Source organism: Bifidobacterium sp. N5G01 (genome assembly GCF_002742425.1).
In the GTDB taxonomy this organism is placed as follows: domain Bacteria; phylum Actinomycetota; class Actinomycetes; order Actinomycetales; family Bifidobacteriaceae; genus Bifidobacterium; species Bifidobacterium hominis.
In genome coordinates, this window is sequence record NZ_NJNP01000001.1 from 80024 (window position 1) to 105813 (window position 25790).

Sequence of the window (25790 nt, forward strand, 5' to 3'; positions counted from 1 at the left end):
AAGCCTTGTTTTTTCTTCAACTTCGTGCTATGAGGAAAGGCTTCGTCCGCTTTCCGGCTTCATCACAGCATTTCGATGGGTGCAATACGCAGCAGCAGACGTTTGACCTCACCGTTGCCGAAATCAACGGTAATGACCGAATTAGCGCCTTTGTCCTGTGTTTCGATGACCGTACCCATGCCGAAATGGTCATGCGTGATCCTGTCTCCGACATGCACGTCCGAGATGCTCAGGCCGCTCCGATTGTCGGTTTGGCTTGCCTGTGAGGATTTAGTCAGGTCCACGGGTTTGGTTTTCGGCTTGACACGCCTAGTAGTGACCTTGCCGGATTTTCCGCTGGACTTGCCGGAGCCGTATGAGCTGTATGAAGAACCGTATGAGGAGCTCGATCCCGATCCTGCATACGAACGCCGCGAGCTGGAGCCGTGTGAGGATGATGCGCCGCGCGTGGACGAGCCACCGTATTGCGCACGCCCCGACCCATACGAAGACGACCCGTACGAGGACGACCCGTACGAGGACCGCGATCCATACGTGCTGGAACCATATGGGGAACCACCGTAACTCGTCTTTCCATATGAGGAACCACCGAACGTCACTGATCCGAAATCGTCGTCATCGTCCCAGCCGCCGAACTCGTCGTCATCATTCCGCCAGCTGGCACGCATGCGTTCGACTCCGGCCTCACGTCTTTTCCAATCAATCAGCTCGTCGGGAATCTCGTCAAGGAACTGGCTGGGCATCATATCGTTGGCTTGCCCCCATTGCGCGCGCACGGCCGCACGCGTCACATACAGGCGACGCTTCGCGCGGGTGATTCCCACATAGGCAAGGCGACGCTCCTCTGCAAGCTCGCTGGTGTCCTCCATGGCCCGCTGGTGCGGGAATGTTCCCTGCTCCATGCCGGTCAGGAACACGTACGGATATTCCAGACCCTTAGCCGTGTGCAGGGTCATCATCGTCACTTTGCCGGAGTCCTCGTTCTCCCCCGGCAACTGGTCGGAATCGGCCACCAAAGCCGTGGTTTCCAAGAATCCCGCCAACGTGGCATCAGGCGTGTTCTGCTCGAATTCCGCAGCCACCGACTGCAGCTGGGAAAGATTGTCGACGCGGGAAGCGTCCTGCGGGTCCTCGGAACGCTGCAACTCCTCCAAAATCCCACTCTTGGAAAGCACTTCGGCAACCACTTCGGATGGTTTCGTATCATGTTCCTTCGCGAAATCCGCAAGCCCATGCATCATGTCGCGGAACACACCCAACGGCTTCGACGTACGCGCGGACATGCCTTCAATCTGCTCCATATGCTCAATCGCACCAAAGAACGTAGTGTCGTGAGCATCCGCATACGAGGCAATGAGGCCTTCGGCACGAACGCCCAATCCACGCTTCGGCACGTTGAGAATACGGCGGACGTTCACATTGTCCGCGGGATTCACAATGGCCTGCAGATATGCGAGCGCATCCTTGATTTCCCTACGCTCGTAGAATTTGGTGCCACCGACCAGCTGATATGGAAGATTGGCGTTGATCATGGCCTCTTCAAGCGAACGTGATTGCGCGTTGGCACGGTACATGATGGCGATGTCGCGGTATGCAACACCTTCCTCTTCGTGGATTTGCGCGATTTCGTTGGCGATCCATCCTGCTTCCTGTTGTGCGTTGTCGGCCGCGTATCCGACGATCTTGTCGCCTTCGCCAAGTGCCGTCCACAGTTTTTTCGGCTTGCGATTTTCATTTCTTGCAATCACCGCATTGGCGGCGTCGAGAATGGTCTGCGTCGAACGATAATTCTGTTCGAGCATGATGGTTTTCGCGTTAGGGAAATCTTGCTCGAAATCCTGAATATTGCGAATGTCCGCACCTCGGAACGCGTAAATCGACTGGTCGGAATCGCCTACCACCGTAATCCAAGATGGTCCGACACGGCCCGCGCCACGCATATGTTGATCGGGCTCTTCTCCCGAGTCAATGCCGGAAAGCTCGCGTACGAGCACATATTGCGCATGGTTGGTGTCCTGATACTCGTCCACGAAAATATAACGGAACTTATGCCGATAGTATTCGCTTACCTGTGGGCAACGCTGGAACAATTCGACGGTGCGCATGATCAGATCGTCAAAATCCACGGCATTCGCCATGGCCAGACGATGCTGGTATTCCGCATATACCACGGCGACCAGCTCGTCGACGTCGCCGGCCGAGACCTGATATCCGCGCTGGCCTGGCTTGTAGTCGCAGTTCACGCTTTTCAACTGATCCTGCCATGAAGTCAATGAGTTCTTGCAGTCGGAGATTTTGCCGAGCAGCATGCGCGGCGTATACCGCTTCGTATCGATGTTCAGATCGCCGCTGATGAGCTTGATCAAACGTTCGCAATCAGCCGTGTCGTAAATGGAGAATCCTGAGGTAAGACCGATTTCCTTGCCGTCGCGTCGGAGGATGCGCACGCATGCGGAATGGAAGGTGGAGATCCACATATGTTCGGCTTCGGGCCCTACGAGGGCTGTAAGGCGTTCACGCATTTCCGCTGCGGCCTTGTTTGTGAAGGTGATGGCGAGAATGCTGCTCGCCCAAAAACCGTGTGCCAGCAGCCATGCGATGCGTCTGGTGAGTACGCGGGTCTTGCCGGATCCGGCGCCGGCGCCGATGAGCAGGGCCTGGCCGTAGTACTTCACCGCTTCCATCTGTTGCGGATTGAGGTCCTTGATCAGATTTTGCGGATCGCACAGGCCTGGCTCCATATTCTGCTCCAACGGTTCCTCTTTCCATGAAGATTCGAAGTCGATTATTGCGAAGTTCATGTCTATCACACATGCAGGTCAGCGCAACACTCGCATGGTCAATTGACGCGCGTATGCTGAACGTTTATATGCGGTTCACCGTATGTCAACATCAACGCCGCCTTATGCGGCCAACAATCTAAGGGGATTCATGAAGGAGCTCGAAGAGCGCATTCGCCTGCAGGGTACCGTCAAGCCGGGTAATGTGCTGAAAGTGGACGCTTTCCTTAACCATCAGTGCGATGTCGAATTGTTCGACCACATGGGTGCCGCTTGGGCGGAGCATTTTGCCGGTAAGACCATCAATAAGATCCTGACCATTGAAGCTTCCGGCATTGGTATCGCCTGTGTTGCCGCGCGTCATTTCGGCAATGCACCTGTGGTGTTCGCCAAGAAGGCGCAGTCCATCAATCTCGATGGCGACCAGTACACCACCACCGTCTACTCCTTCACCAAGCAGAAAGAATTCCCCGTCATCGTGTCCAAGAGGTATCTCAACGAAGGCGACCATGTGCTGCTGCTTGATGACTTCCTGGCCAACGGCAAGGCTCTGAAGGGCCTGATCGATCTGTGCCATGATGCCGGAGCAACGGTCGAAGGCATCGGCATCGCGGTGGAAAAGGGTTTCCAGGGCGGCGGCGATGAGCTGCGTGCAGCGGGCTACGACGTTGATTCCCTGGCAATCGTGGAGTCGATGGATCCGGAAACCGGTACCATCGAGTTCCGCTCCTGATTGTCGCATCTCACGGACGCGCATCAGAAACCATTACAACCTGTTGCTCATCACAGTATGAATAAGAGAGGATTCATTGTGAGCGAAGAGAAGAAAGACAATACGAACAAAAAGAAGGGCGTTTCCTTTGAAGCGCTAAGCAGCTTGGACGCACCTGTTTCGTTCTGGAAGGGCATCCCGTTCGGTCTGCAGCATGTCATGGCGATGTTCGTGGCCAATCTGGCTCCGATTTTCCTAGTGGCTTCCGCCGCCAACATGAGTGCCGAACAGTCTGCCACGATCATTCAGGCCGGTCTGCTGGTGGCAGGTCTGGGCACCTGCCTGCAGCTGTACGGCGTGTGGCTGATCGGCTCCCGACTGCCAATGGTCACGGGCATTTCCTTCACATATGTGGCCGCCGCCATGTCGATCTCCCAGAATCAAGGCTATGGCGCGGTTGCCGGCGCGGTCGTGCTTGGCGGTCTGTTGGAGGTAGTGCTTGGTTTGACCGCCAAGTATTGGCGTCGCTTCGTGCCGCCGATCGTATCCGCGATCGTGGTTACGTCGATTGGCTTTTCACTGCTTTCCGTTGGTGCCACCAGTTTCGGCGGCGGTTCCGGTGCTAAGGATTTCGGAAGCTGGCAGAATCTCACGCTCGGTCTGATTTCGCTGGTCGCCTGCCTGGCTTTCCAGCTGCTGATGAAGGGTACCGCCAAGCAGCTTTCCGTGCTGTTCGGCTTGGTTGTCGGCTATATTGTCGCGATTTTCATGGGCAAGGTTGATTTCTCTGGATTCTCGAATCTGCAGGTCGTGTCCGTGCCGCATTTCATGCCTTTCCAGCTTGAATTCGATCCGGGTGCGATTATCTCCTTCGCCTTGCTGTACGTCGTGTCTTCCGTAGAGGTGCTCGGCGATACCGCGGCGCTCACCAAGGTTGGTCTCGACCGTCAGCCTACCGATAAGGAGACTGCGGGCGCCATCGCAGGCGACGGTCTCATCTCCTCCGTCTCCGGTCTGTTCGGCTGCCTTCCGTTGACGTCGTTCGCACAGAATATCGGCTTGGTCGCCATGACCAAGGTCGTCAACCGTAAGGTGATTCTTTCCGGTGGTCTGATTCTGGTGATCGCAAGCTTCGTTCCTGCCGTGGCGGAAGTGTTCAATTCCCTGCCGCAGGCCGTGCTTGGCGGTTGCACCATCATGATGTTCGGTAACATCATCCTGTCTGGCTTCCAGATGATTTCCGAGGCCGGCTACACGCAGCGCAACATCACCATTGCAGCGTTGAGCCTCACCATCGGCATCGGTTTCACGCAGGTCGGTGACATTTTCGTCAACTTCCCGTCGCTGTTCCAGTCCATCTTCGCATCCAACTGCATCGCTGTGTCGTTCGTTGTGGCTGTGCTGTTGAATGCGTTGCTGCCGAGTGAAGAGCATTTCCTGTCGGCTCCGCAGCATCAGGAAAACTGAGACTATTCAGTCTTAAAGTGACATGAAATCCCCCTGCTCAAACGAGTCAGGGGGATTTTTCATAATCGATGTCTTGCGGAAAGGACTGTTTTTTCTTTCAGTGCCCCCGCTTGATCCAATTGGCAATAGCGTCTTTGACGGCCTGTGCATATAGGGTATTCGTCATTCCCGGATGAATACCGTCACCTGCAAGTTCGTCAGGATGTGCGGAAATCACCGTATCCCAATCTACCAGCACCACATTGTCGGCATGAGCGTCCGCAAACCTTTGCAACGCGTCGTTCGTTCCCGGAACCCACGATACCGGTGCATGCGCGTTAACCAGCACCAGCACATGATTCGGTCCCACACTGTTCAGCAAATCATTCAGCTGTTCATCGGTCACCGTGGAGTTTGTGGCAAGACCGACCAGCACCCACTGGCGCAATCCACCCCGCTGGGTTTTGGCCTGATTCACCAAGCCCAAAGCCTTGACCATCGAACGTGAGGTCTCCGCATCGACGGTGATTCCGGGAAACACCGACTGTAGACCTTGGCTGGAAGCCAACATCACCGAATCACCGAACGCGACCATCTGCCCGCCATCAGGCATGGTATGAATTGGCTTTCTGGGCTTGGGTGCCTCGTTTCTGCTGATATCGGCATGGCTCTCCTGCCGCACTTGCTGTTTCTGCTGTTCTTTCAGTATTCGGGCGTTTTCAGACAATACGCGTTCCACACTGGTCTGCTGCGGGGCATGAGTCACAGCGTACCCAGACATCATGCATGTGCTCAGCACCACTACGATCGTTATCCAGCATCTGGCAGCATCCCACATGCCGTTTTCCGGAAGAGGACGAATCATGGCGATGAATCCGCCTCGCGCAACAGGCTGTTCCACCAACTTCCACGACATGGCGGTACAACATGCGGTAAGAGCGAATGTGATTAGCAGCATCCATCCCAAATGCCGCGCACCCCACTGTGGAAACATCGCCTTGGTGAACAACCACAAAGGCCAATGCCACAGATAAATGCCGTATGAATGCCGGCCGACCACATCAAATGGTTTGAACACCAGCAGATCCTGCATCCAAGATCCGAAAGGAATGGAACCGGCGACCAGAACCACTGAAAGCAGCGAAGCCGCGAAAATCCCTCCACGGAAGGCAACAGGCCCCTGCTCAACGTGATGCATCATCCATAACAGAATCAGCAATGCCACAAAAGCCGCCGTAGGGCCAATCTTTCTCCAGACCAGACGAACGCATTCCATGATCGCAGTTTCTTCCGAACGACCGTTGCTACGCCGTATGATCATCAGCAGCCATGCCAGCATGGCACCTAGCCAAAGTCCCATGGCATGCGTATCCGAACCGAAATACACTCTGGTTGGATCTGTTCCCGGGTGATACTGCAATCCCATGGAAAGCGCACTGCACAAGGCAAGTCCAGCAAGTACCGCCACCGGCACCCAACGTACCAGAATTTTCCGAAGCAGGTAGATCAGCAGAGGAGCCAGCAGATAGAACTGCATCAGCACTGACATGAACCACAGATGACGGAACATGTCTGGATTCATCTGCGAGAAATAGCTGTCGCCGCTGCCGATGGCATACCAGTTGTAACAGCCCAACATGGCCGTCACTATCTGGTTTTTAATGCCCACCAACATGTCTTGGTTGATAAACCATGCCAACGATACGGTGACGGGAACCATCAGAATCAACGCCGGATATATTCTGCGCAGACGCTTGAGGCAGTATTCCTTGAAACCTATTCCCTTACCGGAATCAATATGGTTCAGCAACGACGAGAAAATCAGGAAACCGGAAATGGTGAAGAATATGTCAACACCTAGGAATCCGCCCCGCAATGCGCCCTGGTCGCAGTGATACAACACTATTGCGATCAAGGCAATGCCTTTGAGACCGTTCAGACCGACAAAACGACGTCTTACCACAACAACCAACCGCTTCTCTTAACATGCGACGTATGCGCGTAATAGTCACAACGTCTCGTATCGTACTACCAGCCCCTCCCCCATTATGCGGATTATGAACAGGCATGGAACGCTGTTGTCTGGAATGGGTGGAATCCGTTTGATGGACGACGAAACCTCGGAAACGGCGAAAGAAATATTCAGACGGAAAAGACCGCATGTCCATCGGTATCAATGCCGATACCAATGGACATGCGGTCCCTTTTACGCTGTCCCGTCAGTCAGCATGACTGCGAGACCTCAGCATCACTTGGAGAAGACGTTGCCGTAGGTGTCTTCGCCTGCTTCTGCGATTGCCGCGGACTTGCGGGCGATTGCCAGCTCCTCGTTGGTCGGAATGACGCAGATGGTGATCTTCGAGTCCGGAGTGGAGATGATGCGCGGTTCCTTGGAACGGGTCGCGTTCTTCTCTTCATCCAGCTTGACGCCGAACGGTGCGAGCTTGTCGCAAACCATCTTGCGGACCACGTCATCGTTCTCGCCAACACCTGCGGTGAAGGTAATCACGTCTACGCCACCCATCTGAGCGGTGTAGTTGCCGATGTAGCCGACGATACGGTGCACGTAGACGTCGAGAGCCAGCTTGGCGTCCTCGTTGCCTTCGGCGACCAGACGGTGAACCTCACGGAGATCGCCGAAGCCGGTCATGCCCATCATGCCGGAACGCTTGTTGAACAGAGCGTCGAGCTCGTCCACGTTCATGTGGGCGTTGCGAATCAGGTGGAAGACGACTGCCGGATCGATATCGCCGGTACGACCACCCATCATGAGGCCTTCGAGCGGGGTCAGACCCATGGAGGTCTCGACCGGCTTGCCGGAAACCTCGGCGGAAGCGGAAGCGCCGTTACCGATGTGCAGCACGATCTGCTTGAGACCTTCGGCCGGCTTGCCGATGACGCTCGGCACCACGGAGGAGATGAACTCGTGGGAGGTGCCGTGGGCGCCGTAACGGCGAATGTGGTACTGGTCGGCGATTTCCTTGTTCAGCGCGTAGGTGCTGGCGGCCTTCGGCAGCTGGAAGAAGAAGGAGGAATCGAACACGAAGATCTGCGGAACATCCGACAGGAGCGCACGCATGACTTCGGCGCCCTTGGCTTCCGGGCCGTTGTGCAGCGGAGCGAGCACGGCGAGATCCTTGACCTGGTTGATGGTCTTGTCGGTAACCAGAGCCGGGTTCGGGAAGATGGAACCGCCCTGCACCACGCGGTGGCCGACTGCTACGATGCCGGCTTCGTCCAGCTTCGGGCCGAACTCGTTGAAGAAGCCGAGCACGCGCTTCAGACCCTGCTCGTGGTCGTGAATCGGCTCTTCAAGCTCATGCTTTTCGCCGTTGAACTCATGCTTGTAGTGGCCGTCAACCGGCTCGCCGATCTTCTCGACCAGGCCGGAAGCAATACCTTCACCGGTTTCAAGATCAACCAGCTGATACTTGATAGAGCTAGAACCGGAATTGATGACAAGGACGGTTTTCGCCATTGTGTGCATCCTCCATGTGTTAATCGATGTGCCGCTTGCGCGACTTTCCAAACTTTAGATTACTCTTTGCTTGCTACAAAATAGCGTTTTACTGGGCTTCGATGGCGGTCAGGGCAACAGTGTTGATGATGTCTTGCACGGTCGCGCCTCGGCTCAGGTCGTTGACCGGTCGGTTCAGGCCCTGCAGTACCGGACCGACGGCCACTGCGCCGGAGGAACGCTGGACGGCCTTGTACCCGATGTTGCCCGCGCACAGATCCGGGAACACGAACACGTTGACGTGGCCCGCCACATCGTTGCCCTTGGCCTTGGTGGCTGCGACGGTCGGCGACCAAGCCGCGTCGAACTGAATGGGGCCGACGACCGCGAGATCCGGAGCCTTCTCCTTCACGAGTGCGGTTGCCTCCTCCACGAGGTCGACATCCGGCCCCTTGCCGGATCCCAGGGTGGAATACGACAGCATGCCGACCTTCGGGTCAAGGCCGAAAGCCTTCGCCGTTTCGGCGGACTGGATGGCGATTTCCGCAAGTTGCTCAGCGGACGGGTTCAGATTGATGGCGCAGTCGGAGAACACGGCGACATGATCCTTGAAGCACATGAGGAACGCACCGGACACGAGGGAGGATCCCGGCTTGGTCTTGATGACCTGCAACGCCGGACGTACGGTGTTGGCCGTGGAGTTGATGGATCCGGAAACGAGACCGTCTGCCTTACCGAGCACCACGAGCATGGTGCCAAAGTAGCTGTCATCGGTGAGCTGCTTGCGTGCCTGTTCCTCGGTCATGCCCTTCTTGGCACGCAGCTCGCACAGTTTGGCGACCATCGGAGCGAGTACTTCCTCGTCGTCCTTGGCCTGGAACTGCGCCTTTTCAAGGGATTTGAGTCCAAGCTCCTCACCGCGGGCGAGAATGCTTTCCTTGTCTCCGACGATGATCAGATCGACGATATCACGCTCGAGCAGATAGTCGGCTGCCTTGATGATGCGGTCTTCGGTTCCTTCCGGAAGCACGATGGTTCTCTTGTCTGCCTTGGCCTTGCCCAGCAGGCTGTACTGGAATGCGTATGGCGTGGTCGGAGCCTTGAACGGAGCCTCGACAGCGGAAATAAGCTCTTCTGCGTTGACATTCGCCTCGAATGCTTTCGTGGCCTTGGCTACGGCGTCTTCCTCGTCGAAATCAACGGCGGGTAGCGTCCACACCGGCACCTCGTAACTTGCGAACTCCTCCTTGAGGGGTTCCACCTGCTCATCTTTGCATCCAGTGACGAACACGCCGACGACCTTGCTTCCTGCATTCTCAATGATGACCTTCGACGCCTCGACGGTGCCCAAGACCTGTTCCGGAGTGCGGTTGATGGTGCATACGGCAAGAAGCACGACGGACTTAAGATCTGCAGCTACGTCAGCGTTGAATGCAAAGATGGACGGGTCGTTGATGGCGGATTTGTCCGTTCCGACAATAACCACGGCTTCGGGCTGGGCGGTTTCGATGGCTTCTGTGTAGGCGGCCACGATATCGGCCCGGGCACCTTCCTTGTCGGTGCGTGCGCGCTTCGGGCAAACACCTACGGATTGTTCACGTCCCAGCCCCGCGTTGCTTGCTTCAAGAAGAACGTCGGTGAAGGTTTCCTTTCGGCAAACCGCCGGGCGGAACACGGCCGTTTTCTTGGCAGCCGAGAATGCCTTGGTGACGCCAAGGGCCACGACGTTGCGGCCGTTTGCGGCTTCAGGGCTGATGATGGTGACGCTGGTTAGACTCACGATGTCTGCTCCTATTCGTTGTTCAGGTGTGTGACTGCGTTGTTTCGCACCACGTGCAATTCTAATGCGTAAGCAGTAACAGACACGCATTTCAGAAACGGTGTTGCGGACAGACGGTGAAGAGAAGACAGAAAACCCCAGAGGACGAATCCTCTGGGGTTTTCTTCAAGCAATCAGCCTATAAAGGCTAGACTCACTCGTTATCGCCAGCGGTTGCGGCGGTAGCGGAGACAGCACCCTGCTTGGTGGTGTTGACGCCGGAGTAGACCCAGTCGGTGTAATCCGGGTGATCGTAGCCGTTGTCGACTGCGAACTGGAAGGCTTCCTGACGGAAGGCTTCCAGCTCGTTGATCTTGTCGGCGTACTTGTCAGCATCGATCATGCGCAGAGCTTCGGCAACAAGCTCGTAGCGGTCGATGTTGTTCACGCGAACCATGTCGTACGGGGTGGTGGTGGAGCCCTGCTCCTCGTAGCCGTGGACGTTGAAGTTGTCGTGGTTCGGGCGATCGTAGATCAGACCACGCACGTCGCGGGCGTAGGAGTGGTAAGCGAACAGGACCGGCTTGTCTTCGGTGAACAGGTCAGCGAAGTCAGCGTCGGAGATAGCCTGATCGTTCTCCTTGGTGGACTGCAGCTTGACCAGATCCACAACGTTGACGACCTTGAACTTGATGCCGAGCTCGTTGAGCTTGTCGGCAGCAGCCATGATCTCCTGAGCCGGAACGTCGCCAGCGGAGGCGAGAACGATCTGGGCTTCGTCGTTGGACTTGGCGGTGGAAGCCCACTCCCACTCAGCAGCACCCTTCTCGAGCTCAGCGCGAGCTTCGTCCAGAGTCAGCCAGGTAGCGGCCGGCTGCTTACCAGCGATGATCGCGTTGATCATGTTGGTGGACTTGTAGCACTTCTCAGCCACAGCGAGCAGCATGTTGGAATCCACCGGGAAGTAGATGCCGATCACGTGATCGTTGTTGAAGCACTTGTTCAGCAGGACGGAGGTGACACCCGGATCCTGGTGGGAGAAGCCGTTGTGATCCTGACGCCACACGTGGGAGGAGACGAGCAGGTTCATGGAGGAGATCGGCTTGCGCCACGGGATCTCGCGGACGGTAGCCTCGAGCCACTTGGCGTGCTGGTTCAGCATGGAGTCGATCACGTGCACGAAGGACTCGTAGGAGCTCCAGATGCCGTGACGGCCGGTGAGCAGGTAGGCCTCGAGGAAGCCTTCCATCTGGTGCTCGGAGAGCTGCTCGGTGACCTGGCCGGTGACAGCCATGTGCTCGTCAACCTGGGAGGACAGGTAGCCGGCATCCCACTGCTTGTTGGTGACGTCGTAAGCGGCCTGCAGACGGTTGGAAGCGGTCTCGTCCGGTCCGAAGATGCGGAAGGAGTCCGGGTTGTTCTTGATGATGTCGCGGGTGTAGACGCCCAGACGACGGGTTGCCTCGAGCTGGCCCCAGCCATGGCCGTACTCGGCGACTTCCTTGACCTCGTAGTCTTCGAGGGCCGGCAGGTTCAGCTCTTCGCGGATCACACCACCGTTAGCGTTCGGGTTAGCACCGATGCGCAGTTCGCCAGTCGGCATGAAGGCGGTGACTTCCGGCTTCACAGCACCGTTCTCGTCGAACAGCTCTTCCGGGTTGTAGGACTCGAGCCAGTTCTTGAGGACTTCGAAGTGAGCCTCGGTATCGCGGGCGGAAGCCAGCGGGACCTGGTGAGAACGCCAGGAGCCTTCGGTCTTCTTGCCGTCGATGAACTTCGGGCAGGTCCAGCCCTTCGGGGTGCGGAAGATGATCATCGGGTAGAACGGACGAGTCATGTCGTCGGTCTGAGCTGCGGCCTTGATGTCGCAGATCTCGTCGAAGACGGTCTCGAACAGCTCGGCGAAACGACGATGGATCGACAGGTGATCCTCGTTGTCGAAGCCAGCGACGAACTCGTACGGCTCATAGCCCATGCCGTGGAAGAACTCGTGGAGCTCTTCGTCGGAGATGCGGGACAGGATGGTCGGGTTGGCGATCTTGTAGCCGTTGAGGTGCAGGATCGGCAGCACGATACCGTCGGTGCGCGGGTTGATGAGCTTGTTGGACTGCCAGCCGGTAGCCAGCGGGCCGGTCTCAGCTTCGCCGTCGCCGACGATGGCCGGAACGAACAGGCTCGGGTTGTTCATCACAGCGCCGTAGGCGTGGGACAGGGCGTAACCCAGCTCACCACCTTCGTGGATGGAGCCCGGAGTCTCCGGAGCGTAGTGAGACGGGATGCCGCCCGGGTAGGAGAACTGGCGGAAGAACTTCTGCAGACCAGCTTCGTCCTTGGTGATCTTCGGGAAGGTCTCAGTGTAGGTGCCGTCCAAGTAGGACTGAGCGGTACCAGCCGGGCCGCCGTGGCCCGGGCCCATGATGATCACAGTGTTCTGCTTGTGATCAGCGATGAGACGGTTGATGTGGCCGATGAGGAAGTTCAGGCCCGGGGTGGTGCCCCAGTGACCGACCAGACGGTGCTTGACGTCTTCGCGGGTGAAAGGCTCCTTCATCAGCGGGTTGCTACGCAGATAGATCTGGCCGATGGAGAGGTAGTTGGCTGCACGCCAGTACTTATCCACGCCTTCGATAGCTTCCTCGGAAACCGGAGCGTTCAGCTTCTTCCAAGGGGTGCCAATAACAGGACTCGTCATGTGTACTCCTGTACTCCTGCACTGTGTTGTGCGATTGTTTATTTTCATTCGGTCCTGAATCTTGCAAAACCTTGCGGTTCCGCGGAACGATTCATTCCCAATCACTTGAGCATATTACGAGCGAGGTGCGACTTTTTGCTGTTTTTTTGCGACTGTGTGCGTAAGTGTGTCGTTTCTGTTAGAAAATGAGAGCTTTTATCGGGAGATTTGTGAATACTTCACATGCTATCAAAAAGATTGATAAACGGCTCAATATCAACGATTTCAAGCCATCCTCGCACCTTTTTCACGTTCGTTTTGCAATACTTGCATGCGGCGTGTTGAACCATGCGTAGTAAGCAATTGTGAGGTTTGTTCACTTCCTGTTCACAGCGTTTCCAATGTCTGCTAGCGTCGCCACAATAGAACAGTTAATATTGTTGCTTCTTCATACCTCATATCAAAAGGGAGAGTGTTATGGCCGCAGGTCCTGTGCTCGTTGTTGATTTCGGAGCCCAGTACGCCCAGCTGATCGCACGTCGCGTGCGTGAAGCCAATGTTTATTCGGAGCTTGTGCCGCATTCCATGCCGGTCGACGAGATGCTGGCCAAGGATCCGCAGGCCATCATCCTTTCCGGTGGTCCGGCTTCGGTGTTTGAACCGGGCGCGCCGCGCGTGGATAAGAAACTGTTCGAGGCCGGAGTTCCCGTGTTGGGCATCTGCTACGGCTTCCAGGCCATGGCCTATGCCTTGGGTGCGGATGTCGACAAGGCCGCTCTTGGCGAGTACGGCAAGACCGAGACCTTCATCGACGAGTCGAAGGGTCTGCTCGAAGGCTCCCCCGCCGATCAGAACACGTGGATGAGCCATGGCGTGGCCGTTAAGACCGCGCCGGAAGGCTTCGAAGTGCTGGCACACACCGAGGGCGCCCCCGTTGCCGCCATGCAGGATGAATCCCGCAAGCTGTATGGCGTGCAGTGGCATCCTGAAGTCAAGCACACCCCGATGGGCCAGCAGCTTATCGAGACGTTCCTGCACAAGTGTGCAGGTCTTGGCAACAACTGGGATGCCTCCAGCATCATCGAGGATCAGGTTGCGAAGATCCGCGAGAAGGTCGGTGACGCACAGGTGATCTGCGGCCTGTCCGGCGGCGTTGATTCCGCAGTAGCGGCAGCTCTCGTGCACAAGGCCATCGGCGACCAGCTCACCTGCGTGTTCGTGGACCACGGTCTGCTGCGCAAGGGCGAGGCCGAGCAGGTCAAGCATGATTTCGTTGAGGCGACCGGCATCAAGCTCATCGCCGTGGACGCCTCCGAAGACTTCCTCACCGCTCTGAAGGGTGTGAGCGAACCGGAGAAGAAGCGCAAGATCATCGGCGAAAAGTTCATTCGCACGTTCGAGAAGGCCCAGCGTCAGGTCATCGAAGAGGCGGGCGCTTCCGGCAAGGAAGTCAAGTTCCTCGTTCAGGGCACCCTCTACCCGGATGTCGTGGAATCCGGCGGCGGCGACGGCGCGGCCAACATCAAGTCGCACCACAATGTGGGCGGTCTGCCTGACGACATCAAGTTCCAGCTCGTCGAGCCACTGCGCACCCTGTTCAAGGATGAGGTTCGTGCCATCGGTACCGAGCTTGGATTGCCGGACGAAATCGTATGGCGTCAGCCGTTCCCTGGCCCGGGCCTCGGCATTCGCATCATCGGCGAGATCACCAAGGAACGTCTGGATCTGCTTCGTGAGGCCGATGCCATCGCTCGCGAGGAGCTTTCCAAGGCTGGTCTTGACCGCGATATCTGGCAGTGCCCGGTGGTGCTGCTGGCCGACGTGCATTCCGTGGGCGTACAGGGCGATGAGCGCACGTATGGTTCGCCGATCGTGTTGCGTCCGGTTTCCTCCGAAGATGCCATGACCGCGGACTGGTCTCGCATTCCGTACGATGTGCTTGCCACGATTTCGACGCGTATCACCAACGAATGCCGTCAGATCAACCGTGTGGTGCTCGACTGCACTTCCAAGCCGCCGGCAACCATCGAGTGGGAGTGATTCCAAGCTGATTCGTTGCTGAACGCAAAATCACAATCAATATGATGAGGCCCCCGAAAGTGCGAAACTTCCGGGGGCTTCATCATGCTTTCCGCCTTCTAGGCTCGAGCCAGATAACACCTCTCAAGGTGTCGGACGCCTCGTCGCCGCTTACCTCTTTACGTACGGTGTCAGGTTTCCATTGGTTCCGTGTTTTTCGTAGGCATTATGACGTTTGCGAGCGCCACTACCTTTGCCGTGTTGGGGCCTGACAAGGCCCAGGCCGTGTCAGGAAGAAAGCTAAGAACCATCGTGGCTTGACATAGCGGCATCCGCAGAATGATTACGACCCTGTGCAAATGTAAAATGTCCTTCCTCCGTTTTTGCGGAGGAAGGACATTTTCATACCGTTTTCAATATCGTGGATTATTTGCGGATTATCTCTGACAATCCTTGCTAGGCCAGCATGTTGGTCCACATGTTTGCGAAATCGGGAAGCGTTTTTGCAGTGGTGGCGATGTTCTTGATTAGGATGCCGTTGATTTTCAGCCCCAGCATCGCAGCGAACGTCGCCATGCGATGGTCCGCATAGGTTTCCATTTCAGCCGGCTTGAGATTCATTGCCGGCACTGGCGCGATCTCCAGCCCGTCGGGAAGCTCACGGGCATCTCCCCCGACTCTGGTGATTTCGTTGACCAATGCTTCCAGACGGTTCGTCTCGTGGCCGCGCAAGTGGCCGATGCCCAGCATGCGCGTAGGCTTGTCGGCGAAGACCAGGATTGCGGCCAGCGATGGCGCAATCTCGCCGGCCGCAGTCAGGTCGAAATCACCCAAGCCGTTGATATGGCTGCTGCCGGTCACTTCGCAGTACCGGACGCCGTCGATCACGGGGAAGCTGATTTCAGCGCCCATATGTTCCAAGTATCCGGGAAGCAGGCCGCCCGGCTGGGTGGTGGATTCCGGCCAGTGAGGCACGCGAACGGTTCCGCCGGCGATCAGTGCGGCGCCGAGGAACGGGGCGGCATTCGACAGGTCAGGCTCGACCGTCACGGTTTCGGGCAACTGCACGGCTCCCGGCTGCACGGTCCACACGCGGGCGTGTTCGTCTGCGTTGGCACGCACACCGGAACCATGCAGATCGGCCACGGTCATGCGAATATGAGGCAAACTCGGCGTCTTCTCCCCCGTGTGATGCAGTTCCAAACCGCCTGGCACTCGAGAGCCGATGAGCAATAGTCCTGAAATGAACTGCGATGATCCCGAAGAATCAATGCTGACCACACTCGGCTTGACGCACTGGCTCACCGTTTGAGGTGGAGTGATTGTAAATGGCAGGCGACCTTCCTCGCCGTGGTATTCGATACATGCCCCCAACTGTTCAAGACCGTCCAACACGGGCTTCATCGGACGTGCGTACGCCTGCTCGTCACCGTCGAAATCCACAGGACCGTCCGCGAACATGGCAAGACCGGGCACGAAGCGCATCACCGTTCCCGCAAGACCGCAGAGCACCTTCGTACCACCGTGGAACCGGCCGTCGGACGGCGGCACCACCGTCACCGTGGTGTCAACCTGCTCATCGATTTCGCAGCGCACTCCCAACGAACGCAGCGCGTCCATCATCAGCTCGGTATCACGCGAGCGCAACAGCCCGACCAATCGCACAGGACGATGCCCGAGAGCCGCAAGAATGAGATAACGGTTCGACAGGGATTTGCTGCCCGGCACCACAACGGTGGCGTCAAGCGACTTGCTGGCAAACGGCGCCGGCCAAAGATTCTCTTGAGATGCGTTCATAGGGTTTATCGTATCCAAAACCCGTGGCAAACAACGCTTCAATCTCGCCATGTAGCGTGCGTATCTTGCTCGATCTCGGCAATTGGACTCCGTCCATACCATTTCCGTTTGAAAACCCAGACGGACGAAACCATGTGAACATCGCAAAAGGTCACGAGGTTTTTCTGCGTTGCCATGTTTATACCGTTTTGTACCGAAACTGGAAAAGGTTTTTCAAACCGTCTGAAACGCCTTTGTTTCCAACGATTTTCGTCGGGCTGACAGGATTTGAACCTGCGACATTCTGCTCCCAAAGCAGACGCGCTACCAAACTGCGCTACAGCCCGTTCCTGCTCGCTTTCAGCGAACCCGCGTCGCGGAATCGCATCATGTGAACACGAGTTTCTATTATAGCGTATGGTTGGACAACGACAGGCTTACAATAGCGTTTCGGAAGGGAGAGTGGCATGGGACGTCATCAGCAGGCTGAATCATCGGGCATTATCTCCTTTGTAATATGCGCCATCATCGCTTGGTTTGTTATGAACGCTTACACGCAGTTCGCTCCCGCCATCTGGCGTGTCACGCAACGACTGTTCACCGTCTGCTCGGGAATCGTGGCAGGATGCGGCGTTATATCATTCAGTCTGGGTTATGCACGAAAATCACGATCGCTGACGCTCAAACATGGTTGGGCTATTCCTGTCCGTCGTATTTTCGAGATTCTCGCGCTTTCCGTGGTGTATGCCTCGACCATTTTCGTCATGTCGTTCATGATGTTGTCCATCATCAACAACATGATGGGTATCCGCACGCTGAAAGGCTATCTGCCAATCCTATGCGCGGCCATCGCAGGCGTTGTAGGCTATATAACTTTCGTACAGGCGGAACTTATGAACGCCAAAACGATCGCTTCCCTACTGCCGTTTTTCGTGGTGTCTGGCGTGAGCATCGCAGGATTGACGTCCGACGATCCATACTGGTACAACAATAATTTCTCCCAACTGGGTGACCGTACGACGTTCGCCGCACGTATGTTCAATTCGACGCTGATGCTCGCGGGCATCTGCATTGTGATCATCAGCTATTTCGCCGTTTCCGAGCTCATCACCACGTATCGTCTGCAATTGCAGTATCTGGATTCCAACTCCACCAATGAAACGCCGAAGCATTTCCGTACGAGGATTCTGCTGCTGTCGATCATGTTGGCGTTGGCCGGCATCGCCTTCATAGGCATCGGCATGTTCCGTTACACGCCGCATCCGATTTTGCACAACGTGTTCGCCCGCGGCCTGCCATGTTTGATGAGCATGCTGATGATTGCCCTGCCTTGGCTTGCCCCGCAACTTTCAAAGATCGTATACGTGGTTTCCGATCTTGCGATTGTGATTGGCGCTTATGCCGGATTCCAATGGCTGAGCGGGCATAACACGCTGACGAACGTGGAGGCGTTGGCCGGCATGATGTTCCTTGGCTGGTTCATCATTTTCTCGCGTCAGATTGCCGCCATCGAAGCGGATCGCGTGCAGACGCAGCTGATACTGGCGCAATCCGAGAGACCCCACTCCGTCGAGGATCTTGCGGAAGTCAGCGAAACTGTTCCCGACACTGTTTCCCGGCTTGCTTCGGAAGTCTAAAAAACGTAGCTGGAAAACAGTGTCGGAAAAACAATCAGAAATTGTAATGTCCGTTGGACGGCTTCTTGTCGCTCATCAACAGCAGGAAGCTTCTTGATTGCGCAGTAATCGCAAAACCGGCCTCATAATTGAGTTCTGGCCCCTTTGGATTATGCGTGTCGACAATTAGACGCCATTTCTTGCCATATTGCTCATCGGGCAGGGTGAACATGATCGGCTCGTAATGCGCGTTGAAAATCAGAATGAAATCATTGTCGACCATCTGATTGCCGTACCAGTCGGTTTCCGGAATATCGGAACCGTTCAGATAGATCATCACGGTGAAAGCGTGTGTGTTCGACCAGTCGTCCATATCCATAATGGAGCCGGTGTGATCCATCCATTCGACCTGCGGAATCGCAGTGCTGTCGTCTCCCTGCTCGCGACCGGAGAAGAAGCGGCGGCGATGCAGCACAGGATGCTCAAGCCTCAAATGAATCAGCTTCGATACGAATTCGAGCAGGTCCTTCTGATCCTCGTCCAAATCCCAGTTCGTCCAGGAGATCGCATTGTCCTGGCAGTAGGCGTTGTTATTGCCCTGCTGGGTGCGCGCCACTTCGTCGCCGCCGCAAATCATCGGAATGCCTTGACTGAGCAACAGCGTGGCGAACATGTTTCGCATCTGCTGTTGACGAAGCTCGTTAACATCCTTGATGGTCGTAGGACCTTCGACACCGCAGTTCCAAGAACGGTTGTTGCTTTCGCCATCGCGATTGCCTTCGCCGTTGGCCTCATTATGCTTCTCGTTGTAGCTCACCAGATCGTTCATGGTGAAGCCGTCATGCGCAGTGATGAAGTTCACGGATGCGACCGGTCGGCGGCCGTTGACCTGATACAAGTCGGAACTGCCCATAAGTCGGCTGGCGAATTCCGGCAAGGTAGACGGCTGCGAACGCCAGAAGTCGCGCACACAATCACGATAGCGGCCATTCCATTCGGACCAGCTGGATGGGAAGCCGCCCACCTGGTATCCGCCGGAACCCAAATCCCATGGCTCGGCGATCAGCTTGACGCGAGAGATGACCGGATCCTGCTCGACGATATCGAAGAATGCCGACAGTTTGTCGACTTCCTGGAACTGACGCGCCAATGTGGCCGCAAGATCGAATCGGAATCCGTCGATGTGCATTTCAGTGACCCAATAGCGCAGGCTGTCGGTAATGAGCTGCAACGCGTGCGGCGAGCGCATGAGCAGCGAGTTTCCGGTGCCTGTGGTGTCGAAATAGTGCCTGCGGTCGTTGTCTACCAGACGGTAGTAGGCGCCGTTGTCGATGCCTCTGAAGCTGAGGGTCGGTCCGAGGTTGTTGCCTTCGGCAGTATGGTTGTATACCACGTCGAGGATGACTTCCATGCCGGCACGATGGTATGCCTTGACCATGGATTTGAACTCGTTGACCTGTTCGCCGCGCTGCCCGGAGCTGGAGTAGGCGTTGTGCGGGGCGAAGAAGCCGATAGTGTTGTATCCCCAGTAGTTGCTTAAGCCTTTTTCCTGCAGGAAGCTGTCGTTGACGAACTGGTGAATAGGCATGAGTTCGATGGCCGTGACGCCCAGTTTCTTCAGGTATTCGATTACGGAGGGGTAGGCCAGTCCCGCGTAGGTTCCGCGAATGTCCGGCGGCACGTCCATGTTGAGGTTGGTCATGCCGCGTACGTGGGCTTCGTAAATTACCGAATCGTGGTATGAGATGTTCGGATGCTGGTCGTTGCCCCAGTCGAAATAGGGGTTCACTACGGCCGCTTTCATAGTGTGTGCGGCCGAGTCGAGCGTGTTCATGCTGGTAATGTCGTCGGGGCTTTTGAACCAGTACGAGTAGAGGCTTTCGTCGCCGTCGACATTGCCTTCAATGGCTTTCGCGTAGGGGTCAAGCAGCAGCTTGTTCGGGTTGCAGCGTAAACCCTGCATCGGGTCGTACGGGCCGTACACACGGTAGCCGTAACGCTGCCCTGGTTGGATTCCGGGCAAATAGTTGTGCCAAACGTACGAGTTCTGCTCGGTCATTTCGATTCGAGTTTCGTTGTCTTCCTCATCGAAAAGACAAAGCTCGACCTTTTGTGCCACTTGGGAAAAGAGGGCAAAATTCACGCCGGCGCCGTCATAGCTTGCGCCGAGCGGATACATCGATCCGGGTCTGATTTGCATGATTCAAGTATCTCACGTTTCAGACCTTAAATCGCGATTTCGTGTTGTTCGGCGATTATTTTTACGATTCGAAAGAACTTTTGACTGTATTTTGCCGGTTTCGCCGAATTTGCTCGTGAAGAATGGCAATCATGGAATTGGATGCGGTGATGCGAACGTCGCGCAGCCGCCGCCAGGAAACCCACGCCGATTCGACATGCTCGTCGCCGTCGAAGTGACGTTCGACGGGGCGCCATGAACGCAGGTGAAGCACCATGATGTTAGCGAGCTCGTCGGTCATGCCTTCGGACGAGTAGAACTGACCCACATGGTCGAATTCAATGCCGTCATGCCCGGTGGGTTCCACACCGGTCTCCTCGCGAAGTTCGCGTAACGCGGCCTGTTCCACGTCCTCTCCCCCATCGATGAGACCTGCTGGAAGGCCATAGGCGAAAGCATCGCAACCGACACGATATTCTCGTTCGATCAAATACCGGTCGTTCGCGCAATCATGCACCAGCATGACCACACAAGGCGCGTGGCGCATCACCTGCCGACGAATCACCGTTTGCCCGCCATCACGCATCGGCAATGCGATCCGCATGTCGTCGACACCGAAGATAGCGCCTTGGTACACGTGCTTGCTGTCAAACACCGTTACCGTGCCGGACATGTCCACTCCGTCGCTGGACTCGTCCAGCAATGCGTCAACTTGGGTTTCGTCTGCCGCTTCGTTACTCATGACGTGTCATCGTTCCTGTCCGCTCGAGGGGATCACCATGTTCCATGGATCGGTGTTCATGGAAATCCAACGCACATCAGGAGTGTCGCCGGTCACGGACGCGACCGCCTGAGGAACGTCTTTCATCGCATACTGGAACCACATGGATTCGATGGCGCTATGTGGAGTGTTGATAAACGCCGGACGCACATGTTCATCGCCATGACCCAGGGCGATGCCGGAAGCGCGCATGGTAGCCTCATAGCGGGCCTGTTCAATGGCGTCCGTTACGGGATGATGCCTCAGATCGCTGGTCACATATACGTCAGCTCCGGTCGCACGCACCTCATCGAACAGCGAATCACCGGATCCCGGCAATATCGCCACCGTATTGATGGGAGCGTCCAGATCACCGCAAACCTGCACGCCAAGTTCGGTATACGGCAGCACGTCGGCCACACGACGGGCGAATTCACGCAGCATCACAGGTTCGGCAAGCCGCCCGACACGTCCTAGGCCGACCGGATGCTCGGCGTTCGGATCGTCGATGGGTACGAGCGGACGCTGGTCCACCAGACCAAACATGTCAGCCGCAGCCATGCCGACACCACGATATGCCGCATCGGCATTCGTATGCCCCACCCACAGCGCGCATCCGGCACGATTGAGCTTGCGCACGATCTCACCGCGGAAACCCAATCCCGATACCGCATGAACGGAACGGAAGAACAACGGATGATGGCAAACCAGCAAATCAACGCCCCCGGCAATCGCCTGATCAACCACCGCCATAGAAGAATCAGCCGCAAAAGCGATACTGCGCACAGGCCGACGCAAATCACCCACGATGAGACCAGGCTCATCCCACTGTTCCGCATAGCGAAGCGGATACAGCGTTTCCAGCACATCCACAACTTGCTTCAGCGTTGCCATCGTTCCTCCTTATGCCATTGCTCGCATCACACACATCCACAGCACACACGAAACCCAGTACCGTATCAGTGCGCGGCAAGCTGCCAATCTGAACCAATACCCGTGGAAACATCCAACGGAACCGCCATGTCAACCGCATGCTCCATGGAACCCTTCACCAACGCAGTGGCCTGCTGTGCCTCGCCCGGCGCAATCTCCACCACAAGTTCGTCATGAATCTGCAGAATGATCCGGCTGGCAAGACCAGCCTCACGCAACGCATCATCAGCCCGAATCATGGCAATCTTCATAATGTCCGCGGCGGAACCCTGAATAGGCGCATTCAGCGCAGCACGCTCCGCAGCGTCACGTACCGCACGATTCGACGACTTCAACCCCGGGAAATACCTACGACGACCATAAATCGTCTCCGTATACCCCTTTTCACGGGCCGTGGAAACCAACGACTCCAAATACTCATGGACCTTGCCGAACGTCGCAAAATATTGCCGCTTCAATGATTCGGCCTCACCCGGCTTAATGCCAAGCTGCTGCGAAAGCCCATACGTGCTCAATCCATAAGCCAAGCCATAGCTCATCGCCTTAACATGACTGCGCTGATCAGACGTAATCTCGTCAACAGGGACGCCATACACCAAGCTCGCCACATACTTATGGAAGTCCCTACCGGAACGGAATGCCTCAATCAACGCCTCATCGCCGGAAAGGTCGGCCATAATACGTAACTCGACCTGAGAATAATCCGAACTCAGCAACGATTCAAAACCCTCACCGGGCACAAAAGCCGAACGAATCTCACGTCCAGCCGGATCACGATTCGGAATGTTCTGCAAATTCGGATCGACCGAGCTCAATCGACCGGTCGCAGCCACAGTCTGCTCAAACGTCGTATGAATACGCCCGTCAGACCCGTTGGTCGCATCGATCAACGTCTGCACGATCTGCTTGAGCTTGTTCTTCTCGCGATGCAGCAACAACGCGTCAAGGAACTGGCATGCACTGTCATTATCATACGAACGATCGCGCAACGCCTGCAAAGCCGCCGCATTCGTGGTATACGAACCGGTTTTGGTCTTCTTCGTGGGTTTCAAACCCATATCTTCAAACAGAATTTTCTGCAACTGTTTGGGACTTTGCAGATTCACCCGCTCGCCCGCATACTGCCAGGCCGTTTCCTGCGCATGATTCGCATCGGAGGCAAGCTGTTCGCGCATGTTCATCAGCCTGTTCATATCGACTTGCGCGCCGGCATGCTCCATGCCATAAAGCACACGAGATACTGGAATCTCCACGGAATCCAACAAGGCGAACTGCTCACGCTGATCCAGCGAATTCGCCAGATTTCGCGCCAACAGCCCCACAATCGCCGTGTGACGCGGAAGCTGGTCGTCTTTCTGCTGCACGGATTCTTCAGGCTCGTCGAAATCAAGCGTTCCCTGCGTCGCACTTTCGGACTGCTCCTCGATATGCAGATCCAAAAAATGAGCCGCCGCCTGTTCCAAAGTGTCTGCATGGAAATCGGGATGGACCAGATACCCGGCAAGTTTGGTATCGAACAGCGGTTCCGGCAGTTTCACGCCGACGCTTCCCAACAGATGGGACTGTTCCTTATAGCCATGCACCACCATGGATTGGTGGTATTCGTCAAGTAGCGTTTGCAGTTGTGACGCCATATCGCGATCAATATGATTGATGCGAATCGCTTTGCCTTGCGATGCGATCATCAGCGACGAATAAGCCGCGTTCCCCGGCTTGCTTTCGCCTTCCACCTGCAACACCCATGAGCGGGCCACGGATTGCGAGCACTTCTTCGTATGATCAATGGCGAAACCGGAAGGAGTTGTTTTCGGCGCGATTTCTCGCTCATCATGCAGATGCCTGTTCGTCGCCTGCAGATTGGATTGCACCCATGATTCCAGCGCTTCCGGTGAATCAATCGTTTCGAATTCTGGTATTTCCAGCTTGCTGGACTCATCTTGCTGCACAAGATTGTTCGTAGGCTTGCCTGCGTTGAATGTTCTTAGCACACGGTTTTTGGTGCGAATACCGAATTCAAGCTTGGAGAACAATTCGTTGAGCTGGTTGGCATCCACCTGGCCGAAGGTCAGATCTTCGATGGACACGCCAAGGTCGAGGTCACGCACCAGGGCGTTCACGGAACGGTTCAGCTTGACCTGGTCGATGTTGGCCCGCAGTGCCTCGCCTTTTTTGCCGCCGATCTCGTCGGCGTGCTCGATGATTTGGTCAAGCCCGCCATACAGGTTGATCCACTTGGCTGCGAAGCCATCGCCCACGCCTGGAACGCCTGGAATGTTGTCAGCGGTTTCGCCGCGGAGCGCCGCCAAATCCGGGTACTGTTCCGGGGTGACATGGTATTTCTCCACTACCGCATCGGGAGTCATATGTTTCAGGTCTTTGAAATGATGCCCCGGATACAGTACGGTGATGTTGTTGTTGATGAGCTGGAACGCGTCACGGTCGCCAGACAATACCAGCGTGCGATAGCCAGCTTCGTCTCCCATGCTCGCCAACGTGCCGATCACGTCATCACCCTCATATCCGGGTTTTTCGATGAACGTGACGCCCAACGCATCAAGCATCTGTTGAATCAGAGGCAACTGCGTGAGCAGATCTTCCGGAGCCGCATCTCGCGTGCCTTTATACTGCGGCAGCATCGTATTGCGGAACGTGCCGCCTTTGACGTCGAAAGCGACGGCAAGATGATCGGGATGCTCAGCATCAATCACTTGCGAAAGCATGGTGGCGAAACCCCAGACGGCATTGGTTGCCTGACCTGCGGATGTACTGAAATTCTCTACGGGCAAGGCAAAAAAAGCGCGGAACGCCAAGGAATGGCCGTCAACGACCAATAGCGTCCCGCGTGAAGTGCCTTCCACAGTTACTGTGTTAGCGCTCATCCTCTGCTTCCGACTTCTGATCACCATACTTGGCGATGATGGCCATGGCCAAGCGTTTCTTCGGAATACGCTGGTCCATGGAGGTCTTCTGAATCCAACGGAATGCGCCTTGCTCGGAGAAATCGGCCTTGTCCATAAGCAGACCCTTGGCACGGTCGACGAGCTTACGCTCCTCGAGGGTTTCCTCAGCCTTCTTCAGCTGCTCTTCCGCCTTCTTAAGCCGCTCTTCGGCTTCATGCAGTTTGGATTCGCTGCGCTCCACATTGTCGAGCAGATCGTTGATCTCGGCGAAACGGCCCATGGCCACTTCCAAAGCCGGCAGCAGCTTGGACTCCTCATACGGCTTGGTAACATACGCCATGGCACCGGCGCCGGTGGCCTTCTTCACCAGATCGGACTGGGAGAATGCCGTAAGCATAACAACCGGGGCGATGTTCTCGTCGCAGATGATGCCGGCCGCTTCGATGCCGTCCATACGAGGCATCTTGACGTCCATGCACACTACACTCGGACGGAACTTGCGAGTCAGATCAACTGCCTCTTCACCGTTAGCGGCTTCGCCTACAACCTCGTAGCCGTTATCTTCCAGCATGGCAACCAAATCCATACGGTTCACGGATTCGTCTTCGGCCACGACGACGGTACGCTTGCGAGGCTTCTCCTCTTCGAGGGGGCGCTCAGGCGCTGCGGCAGCCTGAAGTTCATCGTCGGTGAGCACTTCGTCCGGTTCCGTGGTCTTTTCTGCAGACATGTCGGTCTCTTTCCACTGTCACACCCAAAGCCGGCCTTGCACGCCCCAACTC

At 56.3% G+C, this 25790-nt stretch carries 15 protein-coding genes and 1 tRNA gene; 4 read left to right on the forward strand and 12 right to left on the reverse strand.

The window, feature by feature from the left end:
* Nucleotides 1-62: 62 nt before the first annotated feature.
* Complete coding sequence (locus CE168_RS00355; RefSeq protein ID WP_180753678.1) at nucleotides 63-2741, reverse strand: ATP-dependent helicase; 2679 nt, start codon at nucleotides 2739-2741, stop codon at nucleotides 63-65.
* A 190-nt stretch (nucleotides 2742-2931) separates the two neighbouring features.
* Here CE168_RS00355 and CE168_RS00360 point away from each other — a divergent pair, with 190 nt between their 5' ends.
* Both CE168_RS00360 and CE168_RS00365 read left to right on the forward strand, forming a co-directional pair.
* Nucleotides 2932-3513 (forward strand): xanthine phosphoribosyltransferase, encoded by a 582-nt coding sequence (locus tag CE168_RS00360; RefSeq protein ID WP_099570664.1) that lies wholly within the window; start codon nucleotides 2932-2934, stop codon nucleotides 3511-3513.
* A 57-nt stretch (nucleotides 3514-3570) separates the two neighbouring features.
* Entirely contained in the window at nucleotides 3571-4959 is a 1389-nt protein-coding gene (locus tag CE168_RS00365; RefSeq protein WP_236824270.1) for a nucleobase:cation symporter-2 family protein, read from the forward strand.
* A 97-nt stretch (nucleotides 4960-5056) separates the two neighbouring features.
* On the opposite strand, the gene CE168_RS00370 is transcribed toward CE168_RS00365, so the two are convergent.
* The 4 genes from CE168_RS00370 to CE168_RS00385 form a co-directional block, all read right to left on the reverse strand.
* Complete coding sequence (locus CE168_RS00370) at nucleotides 5057-6910, reverse strand: acyltransferase family protein (protein WP_099570665.1); 1854 nt, start codon at nucleotides 6908-6910, stop codon at nucleotides 5057-5059.
* A gap of 276 nt (nucleotides 6911-7186) precedes the next feature.
* Nucleotides 7187-8416 carry an acetate/propionate family kinase gene (locus tag CE168_RS00375; protein WP_099570666.1) on the reverse strand — a complete coding sequence of 410 codons (1230 nt, stop codon included), beginning with the start codon at nucleotides 8414-8416 and terminating at the stop codon, nucleotides 7187-7189.
* 88 nt (nucleotides 8417-8504) lie between these two features.
* Nucleotides 8505-10175 carry a phosphate acetyltransferase gene (pta, locus tag CE168_RS00380; protein WP_099570667.1) on the reverse strand — a complete coding sequence of 557 codons (1671 nt, stop codon included), beginning with the start codon at nucleotides 10173-10175 and terminating at the stop codon, nucleotides 8505-8507.
* 193 nt (nucleotides 10176-10368) lie between these two features.
* Nucleotides 10369-12846 carry a phosphoketolase gene (locus CE168_RS00385; RefSeq protein ID WP_099570668.1) on the reverse strand — a complete coding sequence of 826 codons (2478 nt, stop codon included), beginning with the start codon at nucleotides 12844-12846 and terminating at the stop codon, nucleotides 10369-10371.
* Between the two features lie 456 nt (nucleotides 12847-13302).
* Between CE168_RS00385 and guaA the strand changes: the two genes are divergently transcribed.
* The gene (gene guaA / locus CE168_RS00395) at nucleotides 13303-14865 is read left to right on the forward strand and encodes a glutamine-hydrolyzing GMP synthase (RefSeq protein WP_033501228.1); all 1563 of its coding nucleotides are present in this window, start codon (nucleotides 13303-13305) and stop codon (nucleotides 14863-14865) included.
* A gap of 435 nt (nucleotides 14866-15300) precedes the next feature.
* Here guaA and aroA read toward each other — a convergent pair whose 3' ends face one another.
* Together aroA and CE168_RS00405 are read right to left on the reverse strand one after the other, a co-directional pair.
* Entirely contained in the window at nucleotides 15301-16641 is a 1341-nt protein-coding gene (gene aroA, locus CE168_RS00400) for a 3-phosphoshikimate 1-carboxyvinyltransferase (protein ID WP_099570669.1), read from the reverse strand.
* Between the two features lie 252 nt (nucleotides 16642-16893).
* Nucleotides 16894-16967, reverse strand: a tRNA-Pro gene (locus tag CE168_RS00405).
* A gap of 120 nt (nucleotides 16968-17087) precedes the next feature.
* Here CE168_RS00405 and CE168_RS00410 point away from each other — a divergent pair.
* Complete coding sequence (locus CE168_RS00410) at nucleotides 17088-18257, forward strand: ABC transporter permease (protein WP_099570670.1); 1170 nt, start codon at nucleotides 17088-17090, stop codon at nucleotides 18255-18257.
* A gap of 34 nt (nucleotides 18258-18291) precedes the next feature.
* Here the strand turns inward: CE168_RS00410 and glgX are convergent, their stop codons facing one another.
* From glgX to CE168_RS00435, 5 genes are all read right to left on the reverse strand, one after another.
* Nucleotides 18292-20436 carry a glycogen debranching protein GlgX gene (glgX, locus tag CE168_RS00415; protein WP_099570671.1) on the reverse strand — a complete coding sequence of 715 codons (2145 nt, stop codon included), beginning with the start codon at nucleotides 20434-20436 and terminating at the stop codon, nucleotides 18292-18294.
* A gap of 61 nt (nucleotides 20437-20497) precedes the next feature.
* Nucleotides 20498-21157, reverse strand: a complete 660-nt coding sequence (locus CE168_RS00420) for an NUDIX hydrolase (protein ID WP_099570672.1) — start codon at nucleotides 21155-21157, stop codon at nucleotides 20498-20500.
* Between the two features lie 6 nt (nucleotides 21158-21163).
* Nucleotides 21164-22069, reverse strand: a complete 906-nt coding sequence (locus tag CE168_RS00425; RefSeq protein WP_099570673.1) for a Nif3-like dinuclear metal center hexameric protein — start codon at nucleotides 22067-22069, stop codon at nucleotides 21164-21166.
* Between the two features lie 65 nt (nucleotides 22070-22134).
* Complete coding sequence (gene polA, locus CE168_RS00430) at nucleotides 22135-24987, reverse strand: DNA polymerase I (protein ID WP_099570674.1); 2853 nt, start codon at nucleotides 24985-24987, stop codon at nucleotides 22135-22137.
* Nucleotides 24977-25738: an ANTAR domain-containing response regulator gene (locus tag CE168_RS00435; protein WP_099570675.1), complete on the reverse strand. Its 762-nt coding sequence runs from the start codon at nucleotides 25736-25738 to the stop codon at nucleotides 24977-24979. The genes polA and CE168_RS00435 overlap by 11 nt, the downstream gene beginning before the upstream one ends.
* Nucleotides 25739-25790 lie beyond the last annotated feature (52 nt).

Bases quoted from the DNA above. Each gene is read 5' to 3' on its own strand.
- CE168_RS00355 (WP_180753678.1), bottom strand. From the start codon at position 2,741: ATGGAGCCAGGCCTGTGCGATCCGCAAAATCTGATCAAGGACCTCAAT.
- CE168_RS00360 (WP_099570664.1), top strand. From the start codon at position 2,932: ATGAAGGAGCTCGAAGAGCGCATTCGCCTGCAGGGTACCGTCAAGCCG.
- CE168_RS00365 (WP_236824270.1), top strand. From the start codon at position 3,571: ATGAATAAGAGAGGATTCATTGTGAGCGAAGAGAAGAAAGACAATACG.
- CE168_RS00375 (WP_099570666.1), bottom strand. From the start codon at position 8,416: ATGGCGAAAACCGTCCTTGTCATCAATTCCGGTTCTAGCTCTATCAAG.
- CE168_RS00385 (WP_099570668.1), bottom strand. From the start codon at position 12,846: ATGACGAGTCCTGTTATTGGCACCCCTTGGAAGAAGCTGAACGCTCCG.
- guaA (WP_033501228.1), top strand. From the start codon at position 13,303: ATGGCCGCAGGTCCTGTGCTCGTTGTTGATTTCGGAGCCCAGTACGCC.
- aroA (WP_099570669.1), bottom strand. From the start codon at position 16,641: ATGAACGCATCTCAAGAGAATCTTTGGCCGGCGCCGTTTGCCAGCAAG.
- CE168_RS00410 (WP_099570670.1), top strand. From the start codon at position 17,088: ATGGGACGTCATCAGCAGGCTGAATCATCGGGCATTATCTCCTTTGTA.
- glgX (WP_099570671.1), bottom strand. From the start codon at position 20,436: ATGCAAATCAGACCCGGATCGATGTATCCGCTCGGCGCAAGCTATGAC.
- CE168_RS00420 (WP_099570672.1), bottom strand. From the start codon at position 21,157: ATGAGTAACGAAGCGGCAGACGAAACCCAAGTTGACGCATTGCTGGAC.
- CE168_RS00425 (WP_099570673.1), bottom strand. From the start codon at position 22,069: ATGGCAACGCTGAAGCAAGTTGTGGATGTGCTGGAAACGCTGTATCCG.
- polA (WP_099570674.1), bottom strand. From the start codon at position 24,987: ATGAGCGCTAACACAGTAACTGTGGAAGGCACTTCACGCGGGACGCTA.
- CE168_RS00435 (WP_099570675.1), bottom strand. From the start codon at position 25,738: ATGTCTGCAGAAAAGACCACGGAACCGGACGAAGTGCTCACCGACGAT.